Below are 20,063 nucleotides of genomic sequence, written 5' to 3' on the forward strand. Positions count from 1 at the left end.
TCCGCCCTTAAAGAACTGCCTTGGGGTAGGAACCCAGCACCTTGAGTGCCACTGCTTCCTGACTGATTTTCTCCAGCACACCTTTTACCAGCGGATCGCGGTGATGGCCGACGAAATCGATGAAAAACACGTAGGTCCATTTACCGCTGCGCGAAGGACGGGTCTCGATCCGGGTCAGGTCGATACCGTTGTCGTGGAATGGCACCAGCAATTCATGGAGTGCACCGGGCTTGTTGCTCATGGAGACGATGATCGACGTCTTGTCGTCGCCAGTCGGAGGAACCTCCTGATTGCCGATCATCAGGAATCGCGTGGAGTTGTCCGGGCGATCCTCGATTTTCTCCGCCAGACGGGTCAAGCCGTAGAGACCGGCCGCCATGTCTCCGGCGATGGCCGCCGAGTTCCACTCGCCCTTGACCCGCTTGGCCGCTTCGGCGTTGCTCGATACCGCCACGCGCTCGACATTCGGGTAATGGGCATCCAGCCACTTGCGGCACTGGGCCAGGGACTGGGCATGGGAATAGATCCGGCTGATGCTGTCGGTCTTGGTGTTTTCCCCCACCAGCAGATGGTGGTGGATGCGCAACTCCACTTCGCCACAGATCACCATGTCGTGCTCGAGGAAGCTGTCCAGCGTGTGGTTGACCGCGCCTTCGGTGGAGTTTTCCACCGGAACCACGCCAAAATTCACCGCGCCGGCCGCTACTTCACGGAAGACTTCGTCGATGGCCGCCATCGGCTTGCTGATGACGGCATGGCCGAAGTGCTTCATGGCGGCGGCCTGGGTGAAGGTACCTTCCGGCCCCAGGTAGGCGACTTTCAACGGCTGCTCGAGTGCCAGGCACGAGGACATGATTTCACGGAACAACCGCGCCATCTCTTCGTTGCCCAAGGGTCCCTTGTTGCGCTCCATGACCCGCTTGAGCACCTGAGCCTCACGCTCGGGACGATAGAACACCGGCGTTTCGCCCTCGGCCAGGGAGGCCATCTTCACGCGAGCGACTTCCTGGGCGCAGCGTGCTCGCTCGCTGATCAACTCCAGGACTTTTTCGTCCAGGGCATCGATGCGCAGGCGCAGCGCCTTGAGTTCCTGTTCTGACATCAGCCGTGTTCCTTCTCGAACTCTGCCATGTAGGCCACCAGTGCATTGACGGCATGGATGTCCACGGCGTTATAGATGGAGGCACGCATGCCACCCACGGAGCGGTGGCCCTTGAGGTTCAACAGGCCGCGTTCTTCGGCGCCTGCCAGGAACGGTTTGTCGAGACGATCGTCGGCCAGGCGGAACGGAACGTTCATCCACGAGCGATCGGTCTTGTTGATCGGGTTGCTGTACAGGTCACTGGCATCGATGAAGTCGTAGAGCGTGCGTTGCTTCACTTCGTTGAGCTTGCCGATGGCTTCGACCCCGCCCTGCTCCTTCAGCCATTCGAACACCAGGCCGGACAGGTACCAGGCCAGGGTCGGGGGGGTGTTGTACATGGAGCCGTTGTCGGCCGCGACCTTGTAGTCGAGCATGGTCGGGCACAGGGCGCGGGCGCGCCCCAGCAGGTCTTCACGAATGATGCTGACCAGGATGCCGCTCGGACCGATGTTCTTCTGGGCACCGGCGTAGATCATGCCGAACCGGGAGATATCCACAGGACGCGAGAGAATATCCGACGACATGTCGGCGACCAGCGGGACATCGCCGGTTTCCGGGATCCAGTTGAACTCCAGGCCGCCGATGGTCTCATTCGGTGCGTAGTGAACGTAAGCGGCGTCCTTGGACAGGTTCCACTCGTTCTGCCCGGGAATGGCGAAGTAATCGTAGGGCTTGGCGCTGGCCGCAACGTTCACGTGACCATAACGCGAGGCTTCTTCGATGGCTTTCTGCGACCAGATACCGGTATCGATGTAGTCGGCCTTGCCGCTTTCCGGCAGCAGGTTCAGCGGAACCTGGGCGAACTGCTGGCTGGCACCGCCCTGGAGGAACAGCACCTTGTAGTTGGACGGGATGTTCAGCAGATCACGCAGGTCCTGCTCGGCCTTGGTGGCAATGGACACGAACTCATCGCTGCGATGGCTCATTTCCATGACAGACAGGCCCTTGCCATGCCAGTCGAGAAGTTCACCCTGGGCGCGCTTCAGGACCGCTTCAGGAAGCGCCGCCGGGCCGGCACAGAAGTTATAGGCTCTCTTGCTCACATCCAATCTCGCTCTGATCTGGTGGTCACTTAAATCTTTCGGTCTTCACGGAATCGTCCCCGTGCGCTGCATGGGAGTGCATCCAATGACGCTCGGCGCCATGGGACGCTGAGCATGGGAGCGATCCTGTGCAGCATCACAAACAACAAGGGGGCGAATCTTCATCCGCCCCCTGCGTGTCCGCTTAGTCCTGCGGTTCTTCTTCGTCTGCGGCGGCATCGAGCGACTGCTCGTCGGCCATGTCGTCGACATTGGCGCCAAGGGTGCCGTCGAACGCCATGTCTTCCTCGCCTTCCTGCTCCGCGCCTTCGACTTCCGAAGGCTCTTGCACCCGCTCAAGCCCGACCAGCGTCTCGTCGTTGGCCAGCTTGATCAGTGTCACGCCCTGGGTGTTACGACCCAGGCTGGAGACTTCGTCGACCCGCGTACGGACCAGGGTGCCCTGGTCGGAAATCAGCATGATCTCTTCGCCATCAAGCACCTGCACCGCGCCGACCAATCGGCCGTTACGCTCGTTGCTGACCATGGCGATCACGCCCTGGCCGCCACGCTTGTACTCCGGGAACTCGCTGATGGCGGTGCGCTTGCCGTAGCCACGCTCGGAAGCAGTAAGGATCTGACTGCCCTCTTCCGGGATCAGCATGGAGATCAGCTTCTGCCCTTCCGGCAGGCGCATGCCGCGTACACCGCGGGCGGTACGGCCCATGGCACGGACATCGGACTCCTTGAAGCGGGTCACCTTGCCGCCGTCGGAAAACAGCATGACTTCACGCTCGCCGTCGGTGATGGCCGCGGAGATCAGCACATCGCCCTCGTCCAGTTCCAGGGCGATCAGGCCCACGCTGCGCTGGCGACTGAACGATTCCAGCGGGGTCTTCTTCACGGTGCCGTTGGCAGTCGCCATGAAGATATAGTGACCTTCGGTGTACTCCTCCACCGGCAGCATGGTGGTGATGTATTCGCCATCATCCAGCGGCAGCAGGTTGACCAGCGGACGACCGCGCGCGGCACGGGATGCCTCGGGGATTTCATAAGTCTTGAGCCAGTAGACCTTGCCTTTGCTGGAGAACAGCAGCAGCGTGGTATGGCTGTTGGCAACCAGCAGGTGAGCGATGTAGTCCTCGTCCTTGACGCCGGTAGCCGATTTGCCTTTGCCGCCGCGACGCTGGGCCTGGTAGGCGGCCAGGGGCTGGGTCTTGGCGTAGCCGCCATGGGAAATGGTCACCACGCGATCTTCTTCCGGGATCATGTCACCCAGGGTCAGGTCCAGGCGCGCATCGAGGATCTCGGTGCGGCGTACGTCGCCGTACTCGGCGCGGATCACTTCCAGCTCTTCGCGGATCACTTCCATCAGGCGCGTGGCGCTGTTGAGGATGCGGATCAGCTCGCCGATCTGGTTGAGGATCTCCTGGTACTCGGCCAGCAGCTTCTCGTGCTCCAGGCCGGTCAGGCGGTGCAGGCGCAGTTCCAGGATGGCTTGCGCCTGCTCCGGGGACAGGAAGTACTTGCCGTCGCGCAGGCCATACTGCGGATCGAGGTTCTCCGGCCGGCACGAGTCGGCGCCGGCGCGTTCCACCATGGTCATTACCGCGCTCGATTCCCAAGGCGTGCTGACCAGCGCTTCCTTGGCTTCCGACGGTGTCGGCGAAGCCTTGATCAGGGCGATGACCGGGTCGATGTTCGACAGGGCGACAGCCTGGCCTTCGAGGATATGTCCACGCTCGCGGGCCTTGCGAAGCTCGAATACGGTGCGGCGGGTCACCACTTCGCGACGATGGCGCACGAAGGCTTCCAGCAGGTCCTTGAGGTTCAGGATCCGCGGACGACCGTCGATCAGCGCAACGATGTTGATGCCGAACACACTCTGCAACTGGGTCTGGGCGTAGAGGTTGTTGAGGATCACCTCGGGCACTTCGCCACGGCGCAACTCGATCACGACACGCATGCCGTCCTTGTCGGACTCGTCGCGCAGCTCGGTGATACCTTCGAGCTTCTTCTCTTTCACCAGCTCGGCGATCTTCTCGATCAGTCGAGCCTTGTTCAGTTGGTACGGGAGCTCGGTGATGACGATCTGCTGGCGGCCGCCGACCTTGTCGATGTCTTCGACGGTGGAACGGGCGCGCATGTAAATGCGGCCTCGACCGGTGCGATAGGCCTCGATGATACCGGCACGACCGTTGATGATCGCGGCGGTCGGGAAGTCCGGGCCGGGAATGTACTGCATCAGTTCATCGACGGTGAGTTCGGGATTGTCGATGAGAGCCAGGCAACCGTCGATGACTTCACCGAGGTTGTGCGGCGGGATGTTGGTCGCCATGCCCACGGCGATACCGCTGGAGCCGTTGACCAGCAGGTTCGGGATACGGGTCGGCATGACCGCCGGGATCATTTCGGTGCCGTCGTAGTTCGGCACCCAGTCCACGGTTTCCTTGTGCAGGTCGGCCAGCAGCTCGTGGGCCAGCTTGGTCATGCGCACTTCGGTGTATCGCATGGCCGCGGCGTTGTCCCCGTCCACGGAACCGAAGTTGCCCTGGCCGTCTACCAGCAGGTAGCGCAGGGAAAACGGCTGTGCCATCCGCACGATGGTGTCGTACACGGCAGTGTCGCCGTGGGGGTGATACTTACCGATCACGTCACCGACGACACGGGCGGATTTCTTGTACGGCTTGTTGAAGTCGTTGCCCAGCTCGCTCATTGCGTACAGCACGCGCCGATGCACGGGCTTCAAGCCATCGCGCGCATCCGGCAGTGCCCGCCCGACGATTACGCTCATCGCATAGTCGAGGTAGGACTGTTTCAGCTCGTCTTCGATATTGACCGGGAGGATTTCTTTGGCCAGTTCGCCCATGAGAAGCCTGATTCCTTTTTCTGGTGAAACTTCGTCACGCCCGGATGAGGCGAACGAAGCTCGCCGCTGCCGACCAGGTGCCGTGCAGCGACTTACGACAAATCAACGAGTTATGCCATGGATCTGCGCAGTAAAGACTGCCTCGCGAGGCAGCCCTGGAAACCGCCGGATGTTATCACAAGAGCCGCCACGCACCTATCCCCCTGATGCGCATGGTGTGTAGTTAGTTGACCGGTGACAGGCTGATACGGAAGCAGAGGGGCTTAGAAGCGCGGCGACTGAAGAATTTGCACTCGAATGCAAGAAGATTTACCGGTTTCAGGAGCTTCTTCGCGAACAGGCTCGCGCCCACACGAGTGTTTTGCATGCCCAGGGTTCTTGGCACGACAAGATTGCATGCGCAAGCGAGCCAGCTCGAAGACGATGCGCCTGATAGAAACTGTCTCAATGCAGCCGCTTGCGGCACATCAACTGCGCCAGTTTCGCGGTGTCAGGGCGTTCGACGATACCCTTTTCGGTGACGATGGCATCGATCAGGTCCGCCGGTGTCACGTCGAATACCGGGTTGAAGGCGTCCGCATCCGCGCCCACCCGCTTGCCGCCGACTTCCAGCAGCTCGCGCCCGTCACGCTCTTCGAGCGGGATATCGTCGCCACTGGCCAGGCTCATGTCGATGGTCGAACTCGGCGCCACCACCATGAAACGCACGCCGTGGTGCATGGCACAGACCGCCAGCTGATAGGTCCCGATCTTGTTGGCCACGTCGCCGTTGGCGGTGATGCGGTCGGCACCGACGATCACCCAGGTCACGCCCTTGGTCTTCATGATGTGGGCTGCGGCAGAATCGGCGTTGACGGTCACCGGGATGCCTTCGTTGGCCAATTCCCAGGCGGTCAGGCGCGAGCCCTGCAACCATGGACGGGTTTCGTCGGCGTAGACGCGCTCGACCATGCCTTCCAGGAACGCGCCACGGATCACGCCCAGCGCCGTACCGAAGCCTCCGGTGGCCAGGGCACCGGTATTGCAATGGGTCAGGATGGCCTGGGCATTGCCCTGGTGCCTGCGAATCAGGTCGACGCCGAGCTGGGCCATGGTCAGGTTGGCTTCGCGATCACTTTCGTGGATGGCGATGGCTTCGGCCTCGAGGGCCGCCAGCGGCTCGACATGATCCTTCAAGCGCACCAGCCGGTCGCGCATCCGATCCAGGGCCCAGAACAGGTTTACCGCCGTCGGCCGGGATTCGGCCAACAGTGCCAGGTCGGCCTCCAGCGCGGCCCGCCAGTCGCCGCCTTCGGCAAACCTCGCCCGGGCGGCCAGTACGACGCCATAGGCCGCACTGATGCCGATGGCCGGTGCGCCGCGTACCACCATCGAACGAATGGCTTCGGCCACGCCGGCCGCGCTGTCATAGGCGATCCAGTTTTCCTCGAACGGCAAAACACGCTGATCGAGCAGGTACAGGTAACCATTGCGCCAGTCGATGGCCTTCACCTTCTCCGCTGCCAACAGACGATCGCGCATCCCTCACCCCGCACTCATGAACAAAAGCCGTCGATTATAGCGATCCCTCCGCGAAGACGCTCGGGTATACTTCGCCATCCTTTATATCCGATGGAACCGATCCACGATGCCCAGGACTGCCGTTGCGCTCGACTTATTATTGCTGCCGACCTGGTTGGTGCCTGTCGAACCCGCCGGTGTGGTACTCCAGGACCATGGCCTGGGCATTCGCGACGGTTGCATCGTTTTCATCGGTCCACGGGCAGAAGCCCTCAAGTGCGACGCCGCCCAGGTCCGCGAACTGCCGGGCATGCTGCTCAGCCCGGGGCTGATCAACGCCCACGGCCATGCGGCGATGACGCTGTTCCGCGGTCTGGCCGACGATCTGCCGCTGATGACATGGCTCGAGCAGCACATCTGGCCGGCCGAAGGCAAATGGGTCGATGAGGATTTCGTCCGCGATGGCACCGACCTGGCCATTGCCGAACAGGTCAAGGGCGGCATCACCTGCTTCTCTGACATGTATTTCTACCCCAAGGTTGCCAGCGAGCGCGTCCACAACAGCGGCATCCGCGCCCAAATCGCCATTCCTGTCCTCGATTTCCCGATTCCCGGTGCGGCCAGCGCCGACGAAGCCATTCGTCAGGGCATCGAATTGTTTGGCGACCTCAAGCATCATCCGCGAATCAAAGTCGCATTCGGACCCCATGCGCCTTACACCGTAGGCGACGAAAACCTGGAGAAAATCCGTGTGATTGCCGAGGAACTGGATGCGGCGATTCATATGCACGTCCACGAAACCGCATTCGAAGTGCAGCAGGCCGTGGATAAAACCGCCGAACGCCCCATGGCTCGCCTGGGCCGGCTGGGTCTTCTGGGCCCGCGCTTCCAGGCCGTGCACATGACACAGATCAGCGATGAAGACCTCGCCTTACTGGTAGAAAGCAACTGCAGCGTCATCCATTGTCCGGAATCGAACCTTAAGCTGGCCAGCGGCTTCTGCCCGGTGGAGCGCCTGTGGCAGGCCGGCGTCAATGTAGCGATCGGCACCGACGGCGCAGCCAGCAACAACGACCTGGACCTGCTGGGCGAAACCCGCACCGCGGCACTGTTGGCCAAGGCTGTTTCCGGCTCTGCCATGGCCCTGGACGCCCACCGCGCGTTGCGCATGGCCACGCTCAATGGCGCCCGGGCGCTGGGCATAGAGGCCATAGTCGGCTCGCTGGAGCTCGGCAAGGCTGCGGACCTGGTGGCCTTTGACCTGTCAGGCCTGGCTCAGCAACCGGTCTACGACCCGGTTTCACAACTGATCTATGCCACAGGCCGCGATCGCGTGAAACACCTGTGGGTGGCTGGCAAGCCTTTATTGGAGGACGGCCGGTTGACCCGCCTGGATGAAACGCAACTGATCGCCACGGCGCAGGCCTGGGGACGGCGCATCAGCGGCCATGACCAATGACCATGCCCCTTGAGCCATCGCTCGGGGCCCTGATTCTTTCAAAGTTTTTTCGAGGATTTGCACATGAGTAACGTCGACCACGCCGAAATCGCCAAGTTCGAGGCCCTCGCCCATCGCTGGTGGGATCGTGAAAGCGAGTTCAAGCCACTGCACGATATCAACCCGCTGCGGGTCAACTGGATTGACGAACGTGTCGGCCTGGCCGGCAAGAAGGTACTCGATGTCGGCTGCGGCGGCGGCATCCTCAGTGAAGCCATGGCCCTGCGCGGGGCAACCGTGACGGGCATCGACATGGGCGAGGCGCCGCTGGCCGTGGCGCAATTGCATCAACTGGAATCCGGTGTCAACGTGGAGTACCGGCAGACCACCGCCGAAGCCCTGGCCGAGGAAATGCCCGAGCAGTTCGATGTGGTCACCTGCCTGGAAATGCTCGAGCACGTGCCCGACCCGTCCTCGGTCATCCGGGCCTGCATGCGCATGGTCAAACCCGGCGGCCAGGTATTCTTCTCCACCATCAACCGCAACCCAAAGGCGTATCTGTTCGCCATCATCGGCGCCGAATACATCATGAAGCTGCTGCCGCGCGGCACCCACGACTTCAGGAAATTCATCCGCCCCTCCGAACTGGGTGCCTGGAGCCGCATGGCCGGGCTGACCGTCAAGGACATCATCGGCCTGACCTACAACCCGCTCACCAAGCACTACAAGCTGTCTTCGGACGTTGACGTCAACTACATGATCCAGACCCTGCGCGAGGAGTGAGTCGATGCGTCTCAAGGCAGTTCTTTTCGACATGGATGGCACGCTGCTCGACACGGCACCGGACTTCATCGCCATCTGCCAGGCCATGCGCGCCGACCGTGGCTTGCCACCGATGAACACCCAGCACATCCGCGACGAGATTTCCGGAGGGGCACGGGCTATGGTGGCAGTGACGTTTTCCATGGACCCTGAATCGCCGGGGTTCGAGGAGCTGCGCCAGGAATTCCTGGACCGCTACCTCAAGGGCTGCGCGATCCACAGCCATCTGTTCGACGGCATGGCCGAGGTGCTGGCCGACATCGAAGCCGCCAATCTGGTCTGGGGCGTGGTCACCAACAAGCCGGTGCGTTTCGCCGAGCCGATCATGCAGCAGCTGGGGCTGGCCGAGCGCTCGAAGGTGCTGATCTGCCCCGATCATGTGAAGAACAGCAAGCCCGACCCGGAGCCGTTGATCCTGGCGTGCAAGATGCTCGACCTGGACCCGGCCAGCGTCCTGTTCATAGGCGACGACCTGCGGGACATCGAGTCCGGCCGCAATGCCGGCACCAGGACCTGTGCAGTGACCTACGGCTACATCCACCCGGACGACAACCCCAGGCATTGGGGGGCGGACGTGGTGATCGATCACCCTTCGGCACTACGTGAAGTGCTGGATAACGCGTTGTGCAGTTGCTGAGCTGAAGGTCGCAGTCGTGGCGAGGGGATTCATCCCCGCTGGGGCGCGAAGCGCCTCCCATCACGCGCTCAGAAAGCCTGGATGCCGACGGCATGAAAACAGGGCTGCATCGCAGCTCAACGGGGATGAGTCCCCTCGCCACAACAACGCATCACCACGCATCGTTTTGTTTCGTGAGGTTCTTTATGTTTGATTACACCGCCCGCCCCGACCTGCTCGAAGGCCGGGTCATCCTCGTGACCGGGGCCGGTCGTGGTATCGGCGCCGCTGCTGCCAAGGCCTACGCCGCCCACGGTGCCACGGTGCTGCTGCTGGGCAAGACCGAAGCCAACCTGACCCAGGTCTATGATGAAATCGAAGCCGCCGGTCACCCACAAGCGGCCGTGATTCCGTTCAACCTGGAAACCGCCCTGCCCCATCAGTACGACGAACTGGCAGCCATGATCGAAACCGAGTTCGGTCACCTGGACGGCCTGCTGCACAACGCTTCGATCATCGGTCCGCGCACACCGCTGGAGCAGCTGTCGGGCGAAAACTTCATGCGGGTGATGCACGTGAACGTCAACGCCATGTTCATGCTCACCAGCACCTTGCTGCCTCTGCTCAAGCTGTCCAGGGATGCCTCCGTGGTGTTCACCTCCAGCAGCGTCGGACGCAAGGGCCGCGCGTACTGGGGGGCCTACGGTGTGTCCAAGTTCGCCACCGAGGGGCTGATGCAGACCCTGGCCGACGAGGTCGATACTGTCGCGGCAGTGCGAGCCAACAGCATCAACCCGGGGGCCACCCGCACCAGCATGCGCGCCCAGGCCTATCCGGGGGAAAATCCGCTCAATAACCCGACGCCTGAAGAGATCATGCCGGTCTACCTGTACTTGATGGGCCCGGACAGCACGGGTGTCAACGGCCAGGCCTTCAACGCCCAGTAACACCTCCACTTCACGTCGCGGCGGTTTACCGTCGCGGCGCTGCCGCGTGCAATCCCAAGCCAGGCGAATCGCCAGACCTCCGTCGCTCGACGCCTGCATCATGCCCGCATCTACATTTCACCCCGTTGATTTTCCAAGCGTTTTTTCCGTATTGAACGGACTGGCACGAGTTTCGCTCTAAATACCCTCAAACACGCCATGTCCGGCGGGTGACAGGCATTGAGGCGAGACCTGCAGCCATACAGGGAAAGCAGACTAGACTCAACTCAGTGCCTTACGGGATTGATGGACCAGTACGATACGCAGCCTGGCGCTGCCTCGCCCACCCTGTCGGGACAGATTTTGCAGGGGCTTACGCCATATGAAAACGCCCACCCAGACCAATACGATTGACTTCGACAGCGCCAAATTGCAGCGCCTGGGACTCGGCCAGCCGTCACCCTTGGCGACACGGTCCGTCACGCTCCAGCAACTGCGCCAACAACTGGGCCAGCAATTGCAGACGAGCCTGGAGCCGCAGCGGGTCCTGGGCCTGTTCTTCCGTGAAGTCCAGCGGCTGGTGCCATTGGATGCACTGGCCTACCAGCACAAGCCCAGCGACCTGCGCATGGAGTTCGGCCAGCGTGGGCACCACGTGCTCAGCTACAACTTGAGTCATGAAGGCGAAGATCTGGGCGAGCTGATATTCCGGCGCAATCAGCGCTTTACCGACCCCGAGCAACAAGACCTCGAGTCCGTGATGTCGACGCTGCTGTTTCCGTTGCGCAACGCCCTGCTCTACCGCGTAGCGACCCAGAGCGCCCTGCGCGATCCCTTGACCGGCACCGGCAACCGCATCGCCATGGACCAGACCCTGGAGCGGGAAATCGACATGTCCCGGCGCCATATGCAGCCGCTGTCGCTGTTGATGCTCGACATCGATCATTTCAAGCGCATCAACGACACCCACGGCCATGGCGTCGGCGATGAAGTACTCAGGACCGTCGCCGAGTCGATCAAGCAGCAATTGCGCAACGTGGACATGGTGTTCAGGTTCGGTGGCGAGGAATTCCTGATCCTGCTTTCCAATACCAGCCGGGAAGCAGCGGCCATGGTCGGCGAACGGCTGCGGTATGCCGCTCAGGTGCAGGATTATTTCGTGGCGGGAACGAGGATCGAGCTGACGGTCAGCCTCGGCTGTGCAACGCTGCTGCCGGGCGAGTCCGCCGAAAGCCTGTTGCGACGGGTCGACAGTGCACTGTATGTGGCCAAGCGCGAGGGGCGGAACCGGCTGGCGATGGCGGGTTGAAAGGCCGCCGGGGAACGACACTCGCTGCGGGCCCTGGCCGTCAACCTCCCCGTTGACGGCCAGGGCCCCTTACGGGCGATCAGCTCCCGGCCAGCGCCAGGCGCTCACGGGTGGAGGAGACTTTTTCCTGCTCCAGTTGCATGCAACGCTCCAGGAACAGATACATGTAGTCATAGCTCTTGCAAATGGCCTGGCGCAGCTCGGCCTGCAAGGCCCTGCTCGGGTTCATGCCCCCTAGCGTGCAGATGATCTCCAGGGCTTCCCAAGGGTGGGCATCGTCGTACTGCGCATGCATCTTCAGCCATTTCATGGCGCGCTTGCGTTCTTCCTCGGGGAAGGCCGCGGCATAGACGCCGCTGGAACATACCAGCGCCGACCACTCACCGGTGGCCCCTTCGATCGCATAGTTGGTCGCCGCGATGGCCACTATCAGCGAATCGGACGAGCTGGTGTGCCAGCACCAGTGACTCAAGGCATGCAGTTCGGGGGGCACCTGCTGGGCTTGCAGGTCTTCCAGCGTGACGCCATGGGCCGCACTCCAGTTCACCCAGTAGTCGGCATGGTTGAGTTCGACACGAATGTTGCGCATCAGCCAACGACGGGCCATGTCCTCGCCAGGGTGGCGGGCAAAGCGGGTCTTGGTAAGGTTCTGCGCCATGTACAAGGCGAACTGTTCGACGACCGGCCAACCACCGATGAGGTAGTGGCGCATGGTCCTGGCGCTGAGCTTGTTATCACGCATGCGTTGATACAGCTCGTGTTCGACAACCCGGCGCTTGCTCTCGCTGCAATCGATAATGAGCTGTTGTGCCCATTTCGGATAGCTGGTGGCGTCCATGAGCGGGCCTGTTCGGTTGAATGTGTCGATCACTGTCGGGCTCCTTTTGATTGTGATTTTTTACGGATCAACAAGAGGCTCAGCGGAACGTGCCGGGGGCCTTGAATAACAACGGCTGGGGCCGGGCCGGCCTACATTGCAACGTATCACAGGTAAACAATTGCGGGCGCTCGATCACATACCCTTGAGCGTAATCCACGCCAATCTCCAGCAGTGCCTGCTCGATCTGGGCAGTCTCAACGAACTCGGCAATCGTGCGCTTACCCATGACGTGGCCGATGTGATTGATCACTTCGACCATTGCACGGTTAATCGGGTCGTCCAGCATATCCTTTACGAAACTCCCGTCGATCTTCAGGAAGTCTACAGGTAAATGTTTCAAGTAAGCGAACGAAGACATTCCGGCACAAAAGTCATCCAGAGAGAAATAGCAACCCAACCCCTTGAGTTCATTGATAAAGCGGATCGCACTACCCAAATTCGAAATAGCGCTGGTCTCGGTTATTTCAAAACAAATCATTTCTGGCGGGACTGAATAAGCCGCGAATTGTTTACGCAGGAAATCAAGGAATGCCTGATCTCCGATAGTAGTGCCTGACAGATTTATCGCACACATGGCCATGGGGCCTTGGGGCGACTCATTCAGGCACTGGCGAATGATCCTGAAGACGTTTTCCACCACCCAACGGTCCAGGGAAGTCATCAGGCCGTAACGCTCGGCGGCCGGTATGAAGCTGTCCGGCAGGATCATCCGCCCGGCTTCGTCATGCAGGCGCAACAGGATCTCGATATGTCCACCACCGTGTTCCCCCGGCCCCAGCGCGGCGATTTCCTGGGCATAGAGACAGAAACGGTTTTCCTCCAGAGCCATGTGCAGGCGCTGGACCCAGGCCATTTCGCCGAAGCGCAGGGACAGTTCCGAATCGTCGGCGTGATAGACCTGAACCCGGTTGCGGCCCTTCTCCTTGGCCATGTAGCAGGCCATGTCCGCGGCACGCAGGGACGCCTCCAGCGTCGTCGGGTTCTGGGCGATATGCACCAGCCCGATGCTCACGGTGGTCACGAATGGCCGGCCCTTCCAGACGAAGTGCAGGTTCTGCACGGTCTGGCGCAGTCCTTCGGCGATCTTCTCCGCAGCGTCCGGCGCGCAGTTCTCCAGCAGGATCCCGAATTCATCCCCACCCAGACGGGCCAATGTATCGTTTTCCCGCAGCCCCGATTGCAGCAAGGCACAGATATGACGAAGCAGCTCGTCGCCTGCCGCATGGCCACAGGTGTCGTTGACCAGCTTGAACTGATCCAGGTCCAGGAACATCAAGGCATGCCGCCCGGACTGGCGCGTCAGGTTATGCAAGGCCTGTTCGAGGCGATATTCGAACTCCCGGCGGTTCGCCAGGCCAGTCAAGGCGTCGTGGGTGGCCTGCCAGGACAGGTTGGCGATGTACTGACGCTCCTGGGTCATGTCGTGCAGGACCAGCACGGCGCCGCTGACCTTGCCGGCATGGCGGATTGGCGCCCCTACGAGCGTTACCGAAACGGTACTGCCATCCAGCCGCTGGATCAGTTTGGAATGCTCGCTGCCCCCGCCGAGCCGCCCGCTGAGGATGTGCTCGATCAGGGTCAGGCCTTCGGTCTGGGCGTTGTCGTCCAGCAGATTGAACAGCGCGGCCAGGGGCAGCCCGGTGGCGTGCTCGGCTTTCCAATGGGTCATCGCCTCGGCCGCGGGATTCATATAGGCAATGGCGCCCTCGACATCGGTAGTGATGACCCCGTCGCCGATGGATTGCAGGGTGATCTGTGCCCGTTCCTTCTCCACTTGCAGCGCATTGGCGAAAACCTGCCGCTGGGCCAGCAGTTTGTGGGTGCGCAACAACGCCAGGACAATCAGCCCCAGGGCGGTAGCGAAGTTGGTCACCAGCAGCAGACGCAGGATAAAGCGCGACCCCTCGCCCAAGGCGTCGCTGAACGCCTTGGCAGCCGGGGTGACGGAATCGTTGATGGCAAAGATTCGTGCCTTCCAGCCGCGGATATCGATGTCCGTGGCCTTGCCCTGGGAAATGCTCTCGTGCATCTGCCGGGCGACGTTGTTCAGTTCTATCAGGTAACTGTCACCCACCGTCCAGAGGTCGATGGCTTCTTCCAGGTAACTGAAGTGGCGAAAATTCAGGTAGAGCCAGATCAGGCTGGAGACGTCGTCCGGGTGATTGCCTCCCTTGAGAATGCCTGCCCGCGCCGCCTCCAGGTCCGGTGGCTGGCGATCCAGCGCCACCCGCAGTTCATGCCCGCCTTCGGGCACGGCGATGGCCAGCTGGTATTTGCGGAAAATCGCCTCGTCGCGGCTGTCGGCGTAGAGGTTCAGGTAATAGATCGCGTCTTTCTGCCCCTTGGACCAGAGGCTTTCCCCGGCCACATAACCACGAACCGCCGACAATACGTAAAGACTGACGCCCCCCAGCAAGGCCTGAAACAGAACAACGGCGATAAAAGGCCATACGATGCCCAACAACCGGGGAGTTCCGAGAGTCCGCGCTTGATTCATGAGGTCCCTGTATAGGCTCGTCGACCAGCCTAAAGACCGATCATTCCAACAAGACTAGGAGGCGCAGCAGTTCCTCGCAAGAGGCCGGACATCATTTAACGTCCCCGTCTCTCGAATGCGTGAAATCTCGTCGATGCCTGTCACAGGCACTAACCGGAAAAGTTACAAAACACCGGGGCGCCATATATATCTACCACCACTGTTTTTCCCTGATTGATGGGATAGGGGACTGCTCCGGCCGGCACTTTTGAAGTGGGCCTGGAGCCCCTTCGTTTATCACCAGGGACTCTTTATGCACCCGTTGCCCTCGTTCGATCTTTCAATGAATTCTCCACAGCACCAATGGCCCTCCCAGGCCCAGGCGCATCAGGGCCTGCTGGCGGAGTATGACGCGCTGTTGGCACTTGTCCGAAACAATGAAACACCCACGGACAAGTTCATCGACAGACTACTGACACCCCAACCCTGTTCTCCCATGGCCCTGGAAAACGCAATCGGCCAGCAGGCACTGCGAGCGCTGATGGAAAACAAGGATTACCAGTCACTGTGCGCCACCCTGGACGCTTCATTCAATGAATTGACCGTGATATTGAAGGACGGCCAGGCCCATTACTTCGCACGCAAGAAGAACGACACCACCGTCATCCGGCTTGAACTCGACAAACAAACCGCTTGGAAAGAGTTGTTGGCAAACATCGAAAAGTCGGCACTCCGACTGGCTGGAAAGATTCGCTTCGATGGCCAGTTTTCACTCGCCAGAATGACCCGGTTCTATGGCATTGCGGCCTGGGATCCGCAAGATGCCCAACAACGCCAGGCCACCCTCGACACCCTGGAAGAGAAACGCGCTCGCCATTCATTGGGGCTCTGGCACGGCATCAGGCTCGACGAACCGAACCTGGAACCGACACCCGCGCAAGCGATGGACGACCGCCTGGTCATCGAAACAGTGCGTCAATTCCTGCCCACGCCGCAGACATCCCTGCTGGACTATCTCGGTGCCCGGGATATCACCCGCCTGGCAACACAAACGCTCCGCGCAAAACCGTCGGTGTACCTGGAGCAAATCCTGCTGTCGCCAAGGGCCCAGGCGCTGGCCGCCAGGCTGCTGCTGGCCCTGGACTGGTTCGGCGGCAGGGACGGCGAGAACAGCGCTTCGGGAATACGTACCGGCTTGCTGGTCAAGGCCCTTCGCCTGTGGATCACCTCGGTTCCGACCGCAGACCCGGAGGGCATCGCTGGCTACCGCTGGCAAAAGTCAGCCCATTGGGGCAAGAGCTACCAGGAAATCCAGGCCGGCTTCGAAACACACCTGGTCGCATCGGGGCGCGCCACGTCGGTGAATGAATCCATTCTGATCGCCGGCCTTTTCCTGCCGTTGTTCCCCTTGGAGTTCCAGGTTCGCGATATACCGCCGCAACTGCCCTACCGAAGCTCCACTGTCTGGGTGAATTTCGTCCACGGGGTTCACCTGGCCCAGGCGATCGATCCTCTGTTGCTGCAACGCCTGGACTTCCAGCAACTGGTGGACCTGCCCATCAGGCAGGCCATTGCAGCGACAGCCGAAGAACTGAAACTGATCACCCTGACCCGATTGAAACCGATGCTGGAATGGGCCCTGACGAACGGGTTGATTGGCTATAGGGAGGATGCCAACTATCCGGCGCAAGACATACAGGAGGCCGCGAAGAGGCTCGACTCCGAAGTCGAAAGCCTGAACCGCGCTATCCGCTGGCTTGATAGCCCGCCCCCCGAACGACTGAACATTGCCAGGGCGAAGATGGCCAGGGTTTTTGGCGAGAGCCTGTTCGTGTCGGACGGCCGCAAGCTGGTCAAGGAAGCGAACGCCTTCTATACCGCACCGCAACTTCGGCTGATGGCGCCTATCGGCAGGCCCGCGCCTGACGCGTATTCATTCGTGGATGTCTATGCCTCCGGGCAGCTTCAGGGAAAAAGATGGTTCATCACCGGGCCGGATGGGAAATACTCGACGAACGCCTGGTTGAGTATCGACGACGACCGAACCGTGCAGAGCAATCTGCCGTGGCCGGATCTGTCCGCCATTGCCCTCGAGCGCAGAACATTGCCGGATATCGAGGAGACATTTGCCACGCACTTCAAGATCTACCTCAACCTGATCAGAAACGCCTACCGGACATTGATCGCCCATCAACTCGCCTCTCTTCCCCTGGCCGACCGTCATGCGCTGGAGTATGGATCGGTCAAGGTCTACACCTTGAGACAAGCGATCATGGGAACCGAGGCGGCGAACGAGTCGGAAGACAAGAAGCGCCCACTGCGTGCGCGTAACGGCTTCGTCCTGGCGGCGACACGGGACAGCCGCACCTCCTATTACGAAGTCCTGCCCCGCGCCGGCGTGATCCGCCGCCGACCGGATATCACCGAGCAACACCTGGGCGGCGAGCTGAAGACAGAGAAATGGCGAGTCAGCCGCGGCTCTTCCGTAAACGCGAGCGTAGTGCGTACCAAAATCCTTCCTTTCGATTGGGACGCCCATGTAAAGGGCACCATTCCCGCTGCCGATAGGCAATGCCAGGCCATCCTGGATCAGTTGGGCGACACCCTTGAGCCGATGGAACGCGATGATGACAGCGCCTTGCCCCGCACATTGGAATCGAAAGTCACCCAAAGGATCACTCAACACATTGCCCAGCACCTGCTGTTCGTGGATGAAAAGGAACTGCACGACAGTTGTTATGGCGCCACGGAGTTCGACCATGAAAAAGCCAAGCGCAAGAAAGTCATCGACCTGACCAAAATGCTCGTACCTTTCTGGAGCAGTATCGAAGACCTCAGCTCAGGCGATCGCGATCGCCTGGTCAGTGGTGCGTTTGGCCTGTTCATCGACTTCGCCTCGTTTGTCCTTCCCATCGGCAAATTCGCCTCGGGCTCGCTGAAGCTGATCCGGACGGTGGGCAAATGGAGTTTTGGCGAAACGTTGCCCGCCTTCGCGAAACTCACGGGCACCTTGCTCAACGCAACGCTCAATCCCCTCGATGCAATCCCATCCCTGTTTCAAGCAGGTGGCCAGAGTGCATACCGGCTCGGGAAAAAAGGCTATTTCAACCTGAAGGTCCTGAGCGGCAGAGCCGGCCACTACGATTTTGTAAAAGGCATGTCCCAGGCCACGGATCCGGGAAGATGGCGACCGCTGGCCAACCATGACCAGCTCGGTGCGGTGCGCGGGGTCGATGATGTCCTGGTACGCAACGTCGGGGCGTCCGGCAAAACCGACTACCGCTTGATCGACCCGTTTTCCGACAAGCCTTACGGCCCATCCCTGTCCAAGGACGTGCCCGAATTGTCCCTGGGCCGCTCCCACTACAACACCCTGGCCCGCACTGACACCGATGTCATTGTCGAGGTCCCGCAAAGAAGCCACATACGCGAACAGCTCGAAGTCGACGGCAGCCGTACGCTTTATCTGGATGACGTGCCCTATCGCCTGGCGGACGGCACCCTGCGTCGCGCCAGTCAGCTGGATGCCAGTGAAACCCTCAGGAAACAACCATGCCGTGTCCGTCGGGCTCCCGATGAAATTTGCAAGACCCGGTATGTCCTGCAGGACAAGCCTGCCGAGCGTCCACCTTCGGGAGAGTTCAGCGCGGAGCCGAGCTGGGCGCCGTGGTTCGGCGATACGACGCTCTATCCCTCCATACCCAAGTCGGCCAACGACCGGGCGCTGTTGGCGTTCGAGGGGAAAATCTATGAGCTCAAGGGCGGCAAGCTCAATACCTACAAAGGACGGCCGGAATGGATCGGCCTCACCAGCAAGACCCCGATTCCCAGGGAAACCGTCGATGCGACGCTGGAATTCCAGACCGGCCTCTATGGAGGGATCAGAGTATCCGGGACGGCAGAGGGCATCGATGACACACACGTGACCGGCGCGCTCATCATTCGATCCATCGACGAGAAATTCAATTACGTCTTCACCCGCCTGAATTTCGACGATTACTACATGACGAGATTACCGTCCACCGACAGCCTCGAGGGCCCGTTGATCCTGAAAAAGCTGGGCCCCGAAGACCTGATGCCAGGCACGCCCGGCGAGGAGCTCCAAAGGGTCTACATCGGCTCGCTGAACGCGAACAACGCTGCAAGGATCTATGGAAGAGACCAGGTCGAACTGGCGCTGGACAAGATCGATGAAATTTCGATTCCCATCGGTGCCCCTGTCCATCCGCCTTCCAATATGAAGTGGGTGAAGGTCAATACGTATTCGGCCGAGGCCGTGCTTTTCGATCGCCGGACAAGAATGATCGTGGCCGACCTGCCTACCGGAGCGGCCGTGTGGAAGCCTTCCAGGCAGGCACCCGAGGCGTTGCAAAAGTCGACAGCGAATATCTTCGAGGCTTTGTTTACGGACCCGTCCATCGCCGTTGCCCCGCAATCGGCGACCCGTCCTGTCACCATCGACGACGCCATGCGGGAGTTGCAGAAAATCCTCCCGACGCAAAACCCCAAGAACATCGCCTTCGCCAGCGTCACCACCGCCTCGGGGAAAAATGAAGTCTACGTCAGCGTTTCCGGCATCGAGGACTATACCCGGCACCTGCCACTGTTCAAATCCAGCAATGGCTTGAGCGAAATCACCTTGAACGACGTCAGCTATTTCAACGTAGACGCCATCAGGAATCCCATCGATCCCGCAGCCCTTAGCCTCAGCCCCGACGGGAAGCTTTTGGCGATTCCCCACTTGATGGATGCGACGGGCAGTTCCGGTTCGGACAGGCTGGGCCGCATCACGACCGCAGACAGTGAAAGCAAGCTGATCGGCTACATCAGTGAAAAGTATCCGGATCCTGGGGACATCAAGTCCATCACCGTGGCGACCACCTTGCCGCCCTGCGAATCCTGCTCGATTGTCATGAAGGAATTCGGCCACGAGCGCGGCGCCGATGCCCTGAATGTCATCTGGGGGCAACGCCGCAAGCGTCCGGCCACGGAGCTTGGCACGTCAACCGATTCAGACTGAAACCAGGCGCTATTGAAAGTATCTCTAGACGAAGGCCAGGC

At 60.8% G+C, this 20,063-nt stretch carries 12 protein-coding genes; 6 read left to right on the top strand and 6 right to left on the bottom strand.

The window, feature by feature from the left end; genetic code table 11:
• Window positions 1–7: 7 nt before the first annotated feature.
• From pheA to mtnA, 4 genes are all read right to left on the bottom strand, one after another.
• On the bottom strand, window positions 8–1,102 hold the full coding sequence (gene pheA / locus BW992_RS25540) for a prephenate dehydratase (protein ID WP_072389372.1): 1,095 nt from the start codon (window positions 1,100–1,102) through the stop codon (window positions 8–10).
• Window positions 1,102–2,187, bottom strand: coding sequence for a 3-phosphoserine/phosphohydroxythreonine transaminase (serC, locus tag BW992_RS25545; RefSeq protein ID WP_072430276.1), 1,086 nt, complete (start codon window positions 2,185–2,187; stop codon window positions 1,102–1,104). Before serC ends, pheA begins: the two co-directional genes overlap by 1 nt.
• Before the next feature lie 184 nt (window positions 2,188–2,371).
• Entirely contained in the window at window positions 2,372–5,035 is a 2,664-nt protein-coding gene (gene gyrA / locus BW992_RS25550) for a DNA gyrase subunit A (protein ID WP_072389374.1), read from the bottom strand.
• 444 nt (window positions 5,036–5,479) lie between these two features.
• Window positions 5,480–6,556 (bottom strand): S-methyl-5-thioribose-1-phosphate isomerase, encoded by a 1,077-nt coding sequence (mtnA, locus tag BW992_RS25555; protein WP_072389376.1) that lies wholly within the window; start codon window positions 6,554–6,556, stop codon window positions 5,480–5,482.
• A gap of 106 nt (window positions 6,557–6,662) precedes the next feature.
• On the opposite strand from mtnA, the gene BW992_RS25560 reads away from it, so the two are divergent.
• The 5 genes from BW992_RS25560 to BW992_RS25580 all read left to right on the top strand — a co-directional run bounded on the left by BW992_RS25560 (window position 6,663) and on the right by BW992_RS25580 (window position 11,646).
• Window positions 6,663–7,994, top strand: coding sequence for a TRZ/ATZ family hydrolase (locus BW992_RS25560; protein WP_072458124.1), 1,332 nt, complete (start codon window positions 6,663–6,665; stop codon window positions 7,992–7,994).
• A 63-nt stretch (window positions 7,995–8,057) separates the two neighbouring features.
• Entirely contained in the window at window positions 8,058–8,756 is a 699-nt protein-coding gene (gene ubiG, locus BW992_RS25565; RefSeq protein WP_076407263.1) for a bifunctional 2-polyprenyl-6-hydroxyphenol methylase/3-demethylubiquinol 3-O-methyltransferase UbiG, read from the top strand.
• A gap of 4 nt (window positions 8,757–8,760) precedes the next feature.
• Complete coding sequence (gene mupP, locus BW992_RS25570; protein WP_072389382.1) at window positions 8,761–9,432, top strand: N-acetylmuramic acid 6-phosphate phosphatase MupP; 672 nt, start codon at window positions 8,761–8,763, stop codon at window positions 9,430–9,432.
• A gap of 185 nt (window positions 9,433–9,617) precedes the next feature.
• Window positions 9,618–10,358, top strand: a complete 741-nt coding sequence (locus BW992_RS25575) for a YciK family oxidoreductase (RefSeq protein ID WP_072389384.1) — start codon at window positions 9,618–9,620, stop codon at window positions 10,356–10,358.
• A gap of 361 nt (window positions 10,359–10,719) precedes the next feature.
• Window positions 10,720–11,646, top strand: a complete 927-nt coding sequence (locus BW992_RS25580) for a GGDEF domain-containing protein (protein WP_076407264.1) — start codon at window positions 10,720–10,722, stop codon at window positions 11,644–11,646.
• A 79-nt stretch (window positions 11,647–11,725) separates the two neighbouring features.
• On the opposite strand, the gene BW992_RS25585 is transcribed toward BW992_RS25580, so the two are convergent.
• Window positions 11,726–12,484, bottom strand: coding sequence for a TenA family transcriptional regulator (locus BW992_RS25585; RefSeq protein WP_207956596.1), 759 nt, complete (start codon window positions 12,482–12,484; stop codon window positions 11,726–11,728).
• 79 nt (window positions 12,485–12,563) lie between these two features.
• Entirely contained in the window at window positions 12,564–15,023 is a 2,460-nt protein-coding gene (locus BW992_RS25590; RefSeq protein ID WP_072430273.1) for an EAL domain-containing protein, read from the bottom strand.
• Between the two features lie 322 nt (window positions 15,024–15,345).
• Between BW992_RS25590 and BW992_RS25595 the strand changes: the two genes are divergently transcribed.
• Window positions 15,346–20,022, top strand: a complete 4,677-nt coding sequence (locus BW992_RS25595) for a deaminase domain-containing protein (protein ID WP_168199560.1) — start codon at window positions 15,346–15,348, stop codon at window positions 20,020–20,022.
• Window positions 20,023–20,063 lie beyond the last annotated feature (41 nt).

This window comes from Pseudomonas sp. 7SR1 (genome assembly GCF_900156465.1).
GTDB lineage: Bacteria > Pseudomonadota > Gammaproteobacteria > Pseudomonadales > Pseudomonadaceae > Aquipseudomonas.

Bases quoted from the DNA above. Each gene is read 5' to 3' on its own strand.
- BW992_RS25590 (WP_072430273.1), bottom strand. From the start codon at position 15,023: ATGAATCAAGCGCGGACTCTCGGAACTCCCCGGTTGTTGGGCATCGTA.
- mtnA (WP_072389376.1), bottom strand. From the start codon at position 6,556: ATGCGCGATCGTCTGTTGGCAGCGGAGAAGGTGAAGGCCATCGACTGG.
- BW992_RS25585 (WP_207956596.1), bottom strand. From the start codon at position 12,484: ATGGACGCCACCAGCTATCCGAAATGGGCACAACAGCTCATTATCGAT.
- BW992_RS25580 (WP_076407264.1), top strand. From the start codon at position 10,720: ATGAAAACGCCCACCCAGACCAATACGATTGACTTCGACAGCGCCAAA.
- BW992_RS25560 (WP_072458124.1), top strand. From the start codon at position 6,663: ATGCCCAGGACTGCCGTTGCGCTCGACTTATTATTGCTGCCGACCTGG.
- mupP (WP_072389382.1), top strand. From the start codon at position 8,761: ATGCGTCTCAAGGCAGTTCTTTTCGACATGGATGGCACGCTGCTCGAC.
- pheA (WP_072389372.1), bottom strand. From the start codon at position 1,102: ATGTCAGAACAGGAACTCAAGGCGCTGCGCCTGCGCATCGATGCCCTG.
- ubiG (WP_076407263.1), top strand. From the start codon at position 8,058: ATGAGTAACGTCGACCACGCCGAAATCGCCAAGTTCGAGGCCCTCGCC.
- gyrA (WP_072389374.1), bottom strand. From the start codon at position 5,035: ATGGGCGAACTGGCCAAAGAAATCCTCCCGGTCAATATCGAAGACGAG.
- BW992_RS25595 (WP_168199560.1), top strand. From the start codon at position 15,346: ATGAATTCTCCACAGCACCAATGGCCCTCCCAGGCCCAGGCGCATCAG.
- BW992_RS25575 (WP_072389384.1), top strand. From the start codon at position 9,618: ATGTTTGATTACACCGCCCGCCCCGACCTGCTCGAAGGCCGGGTCATC.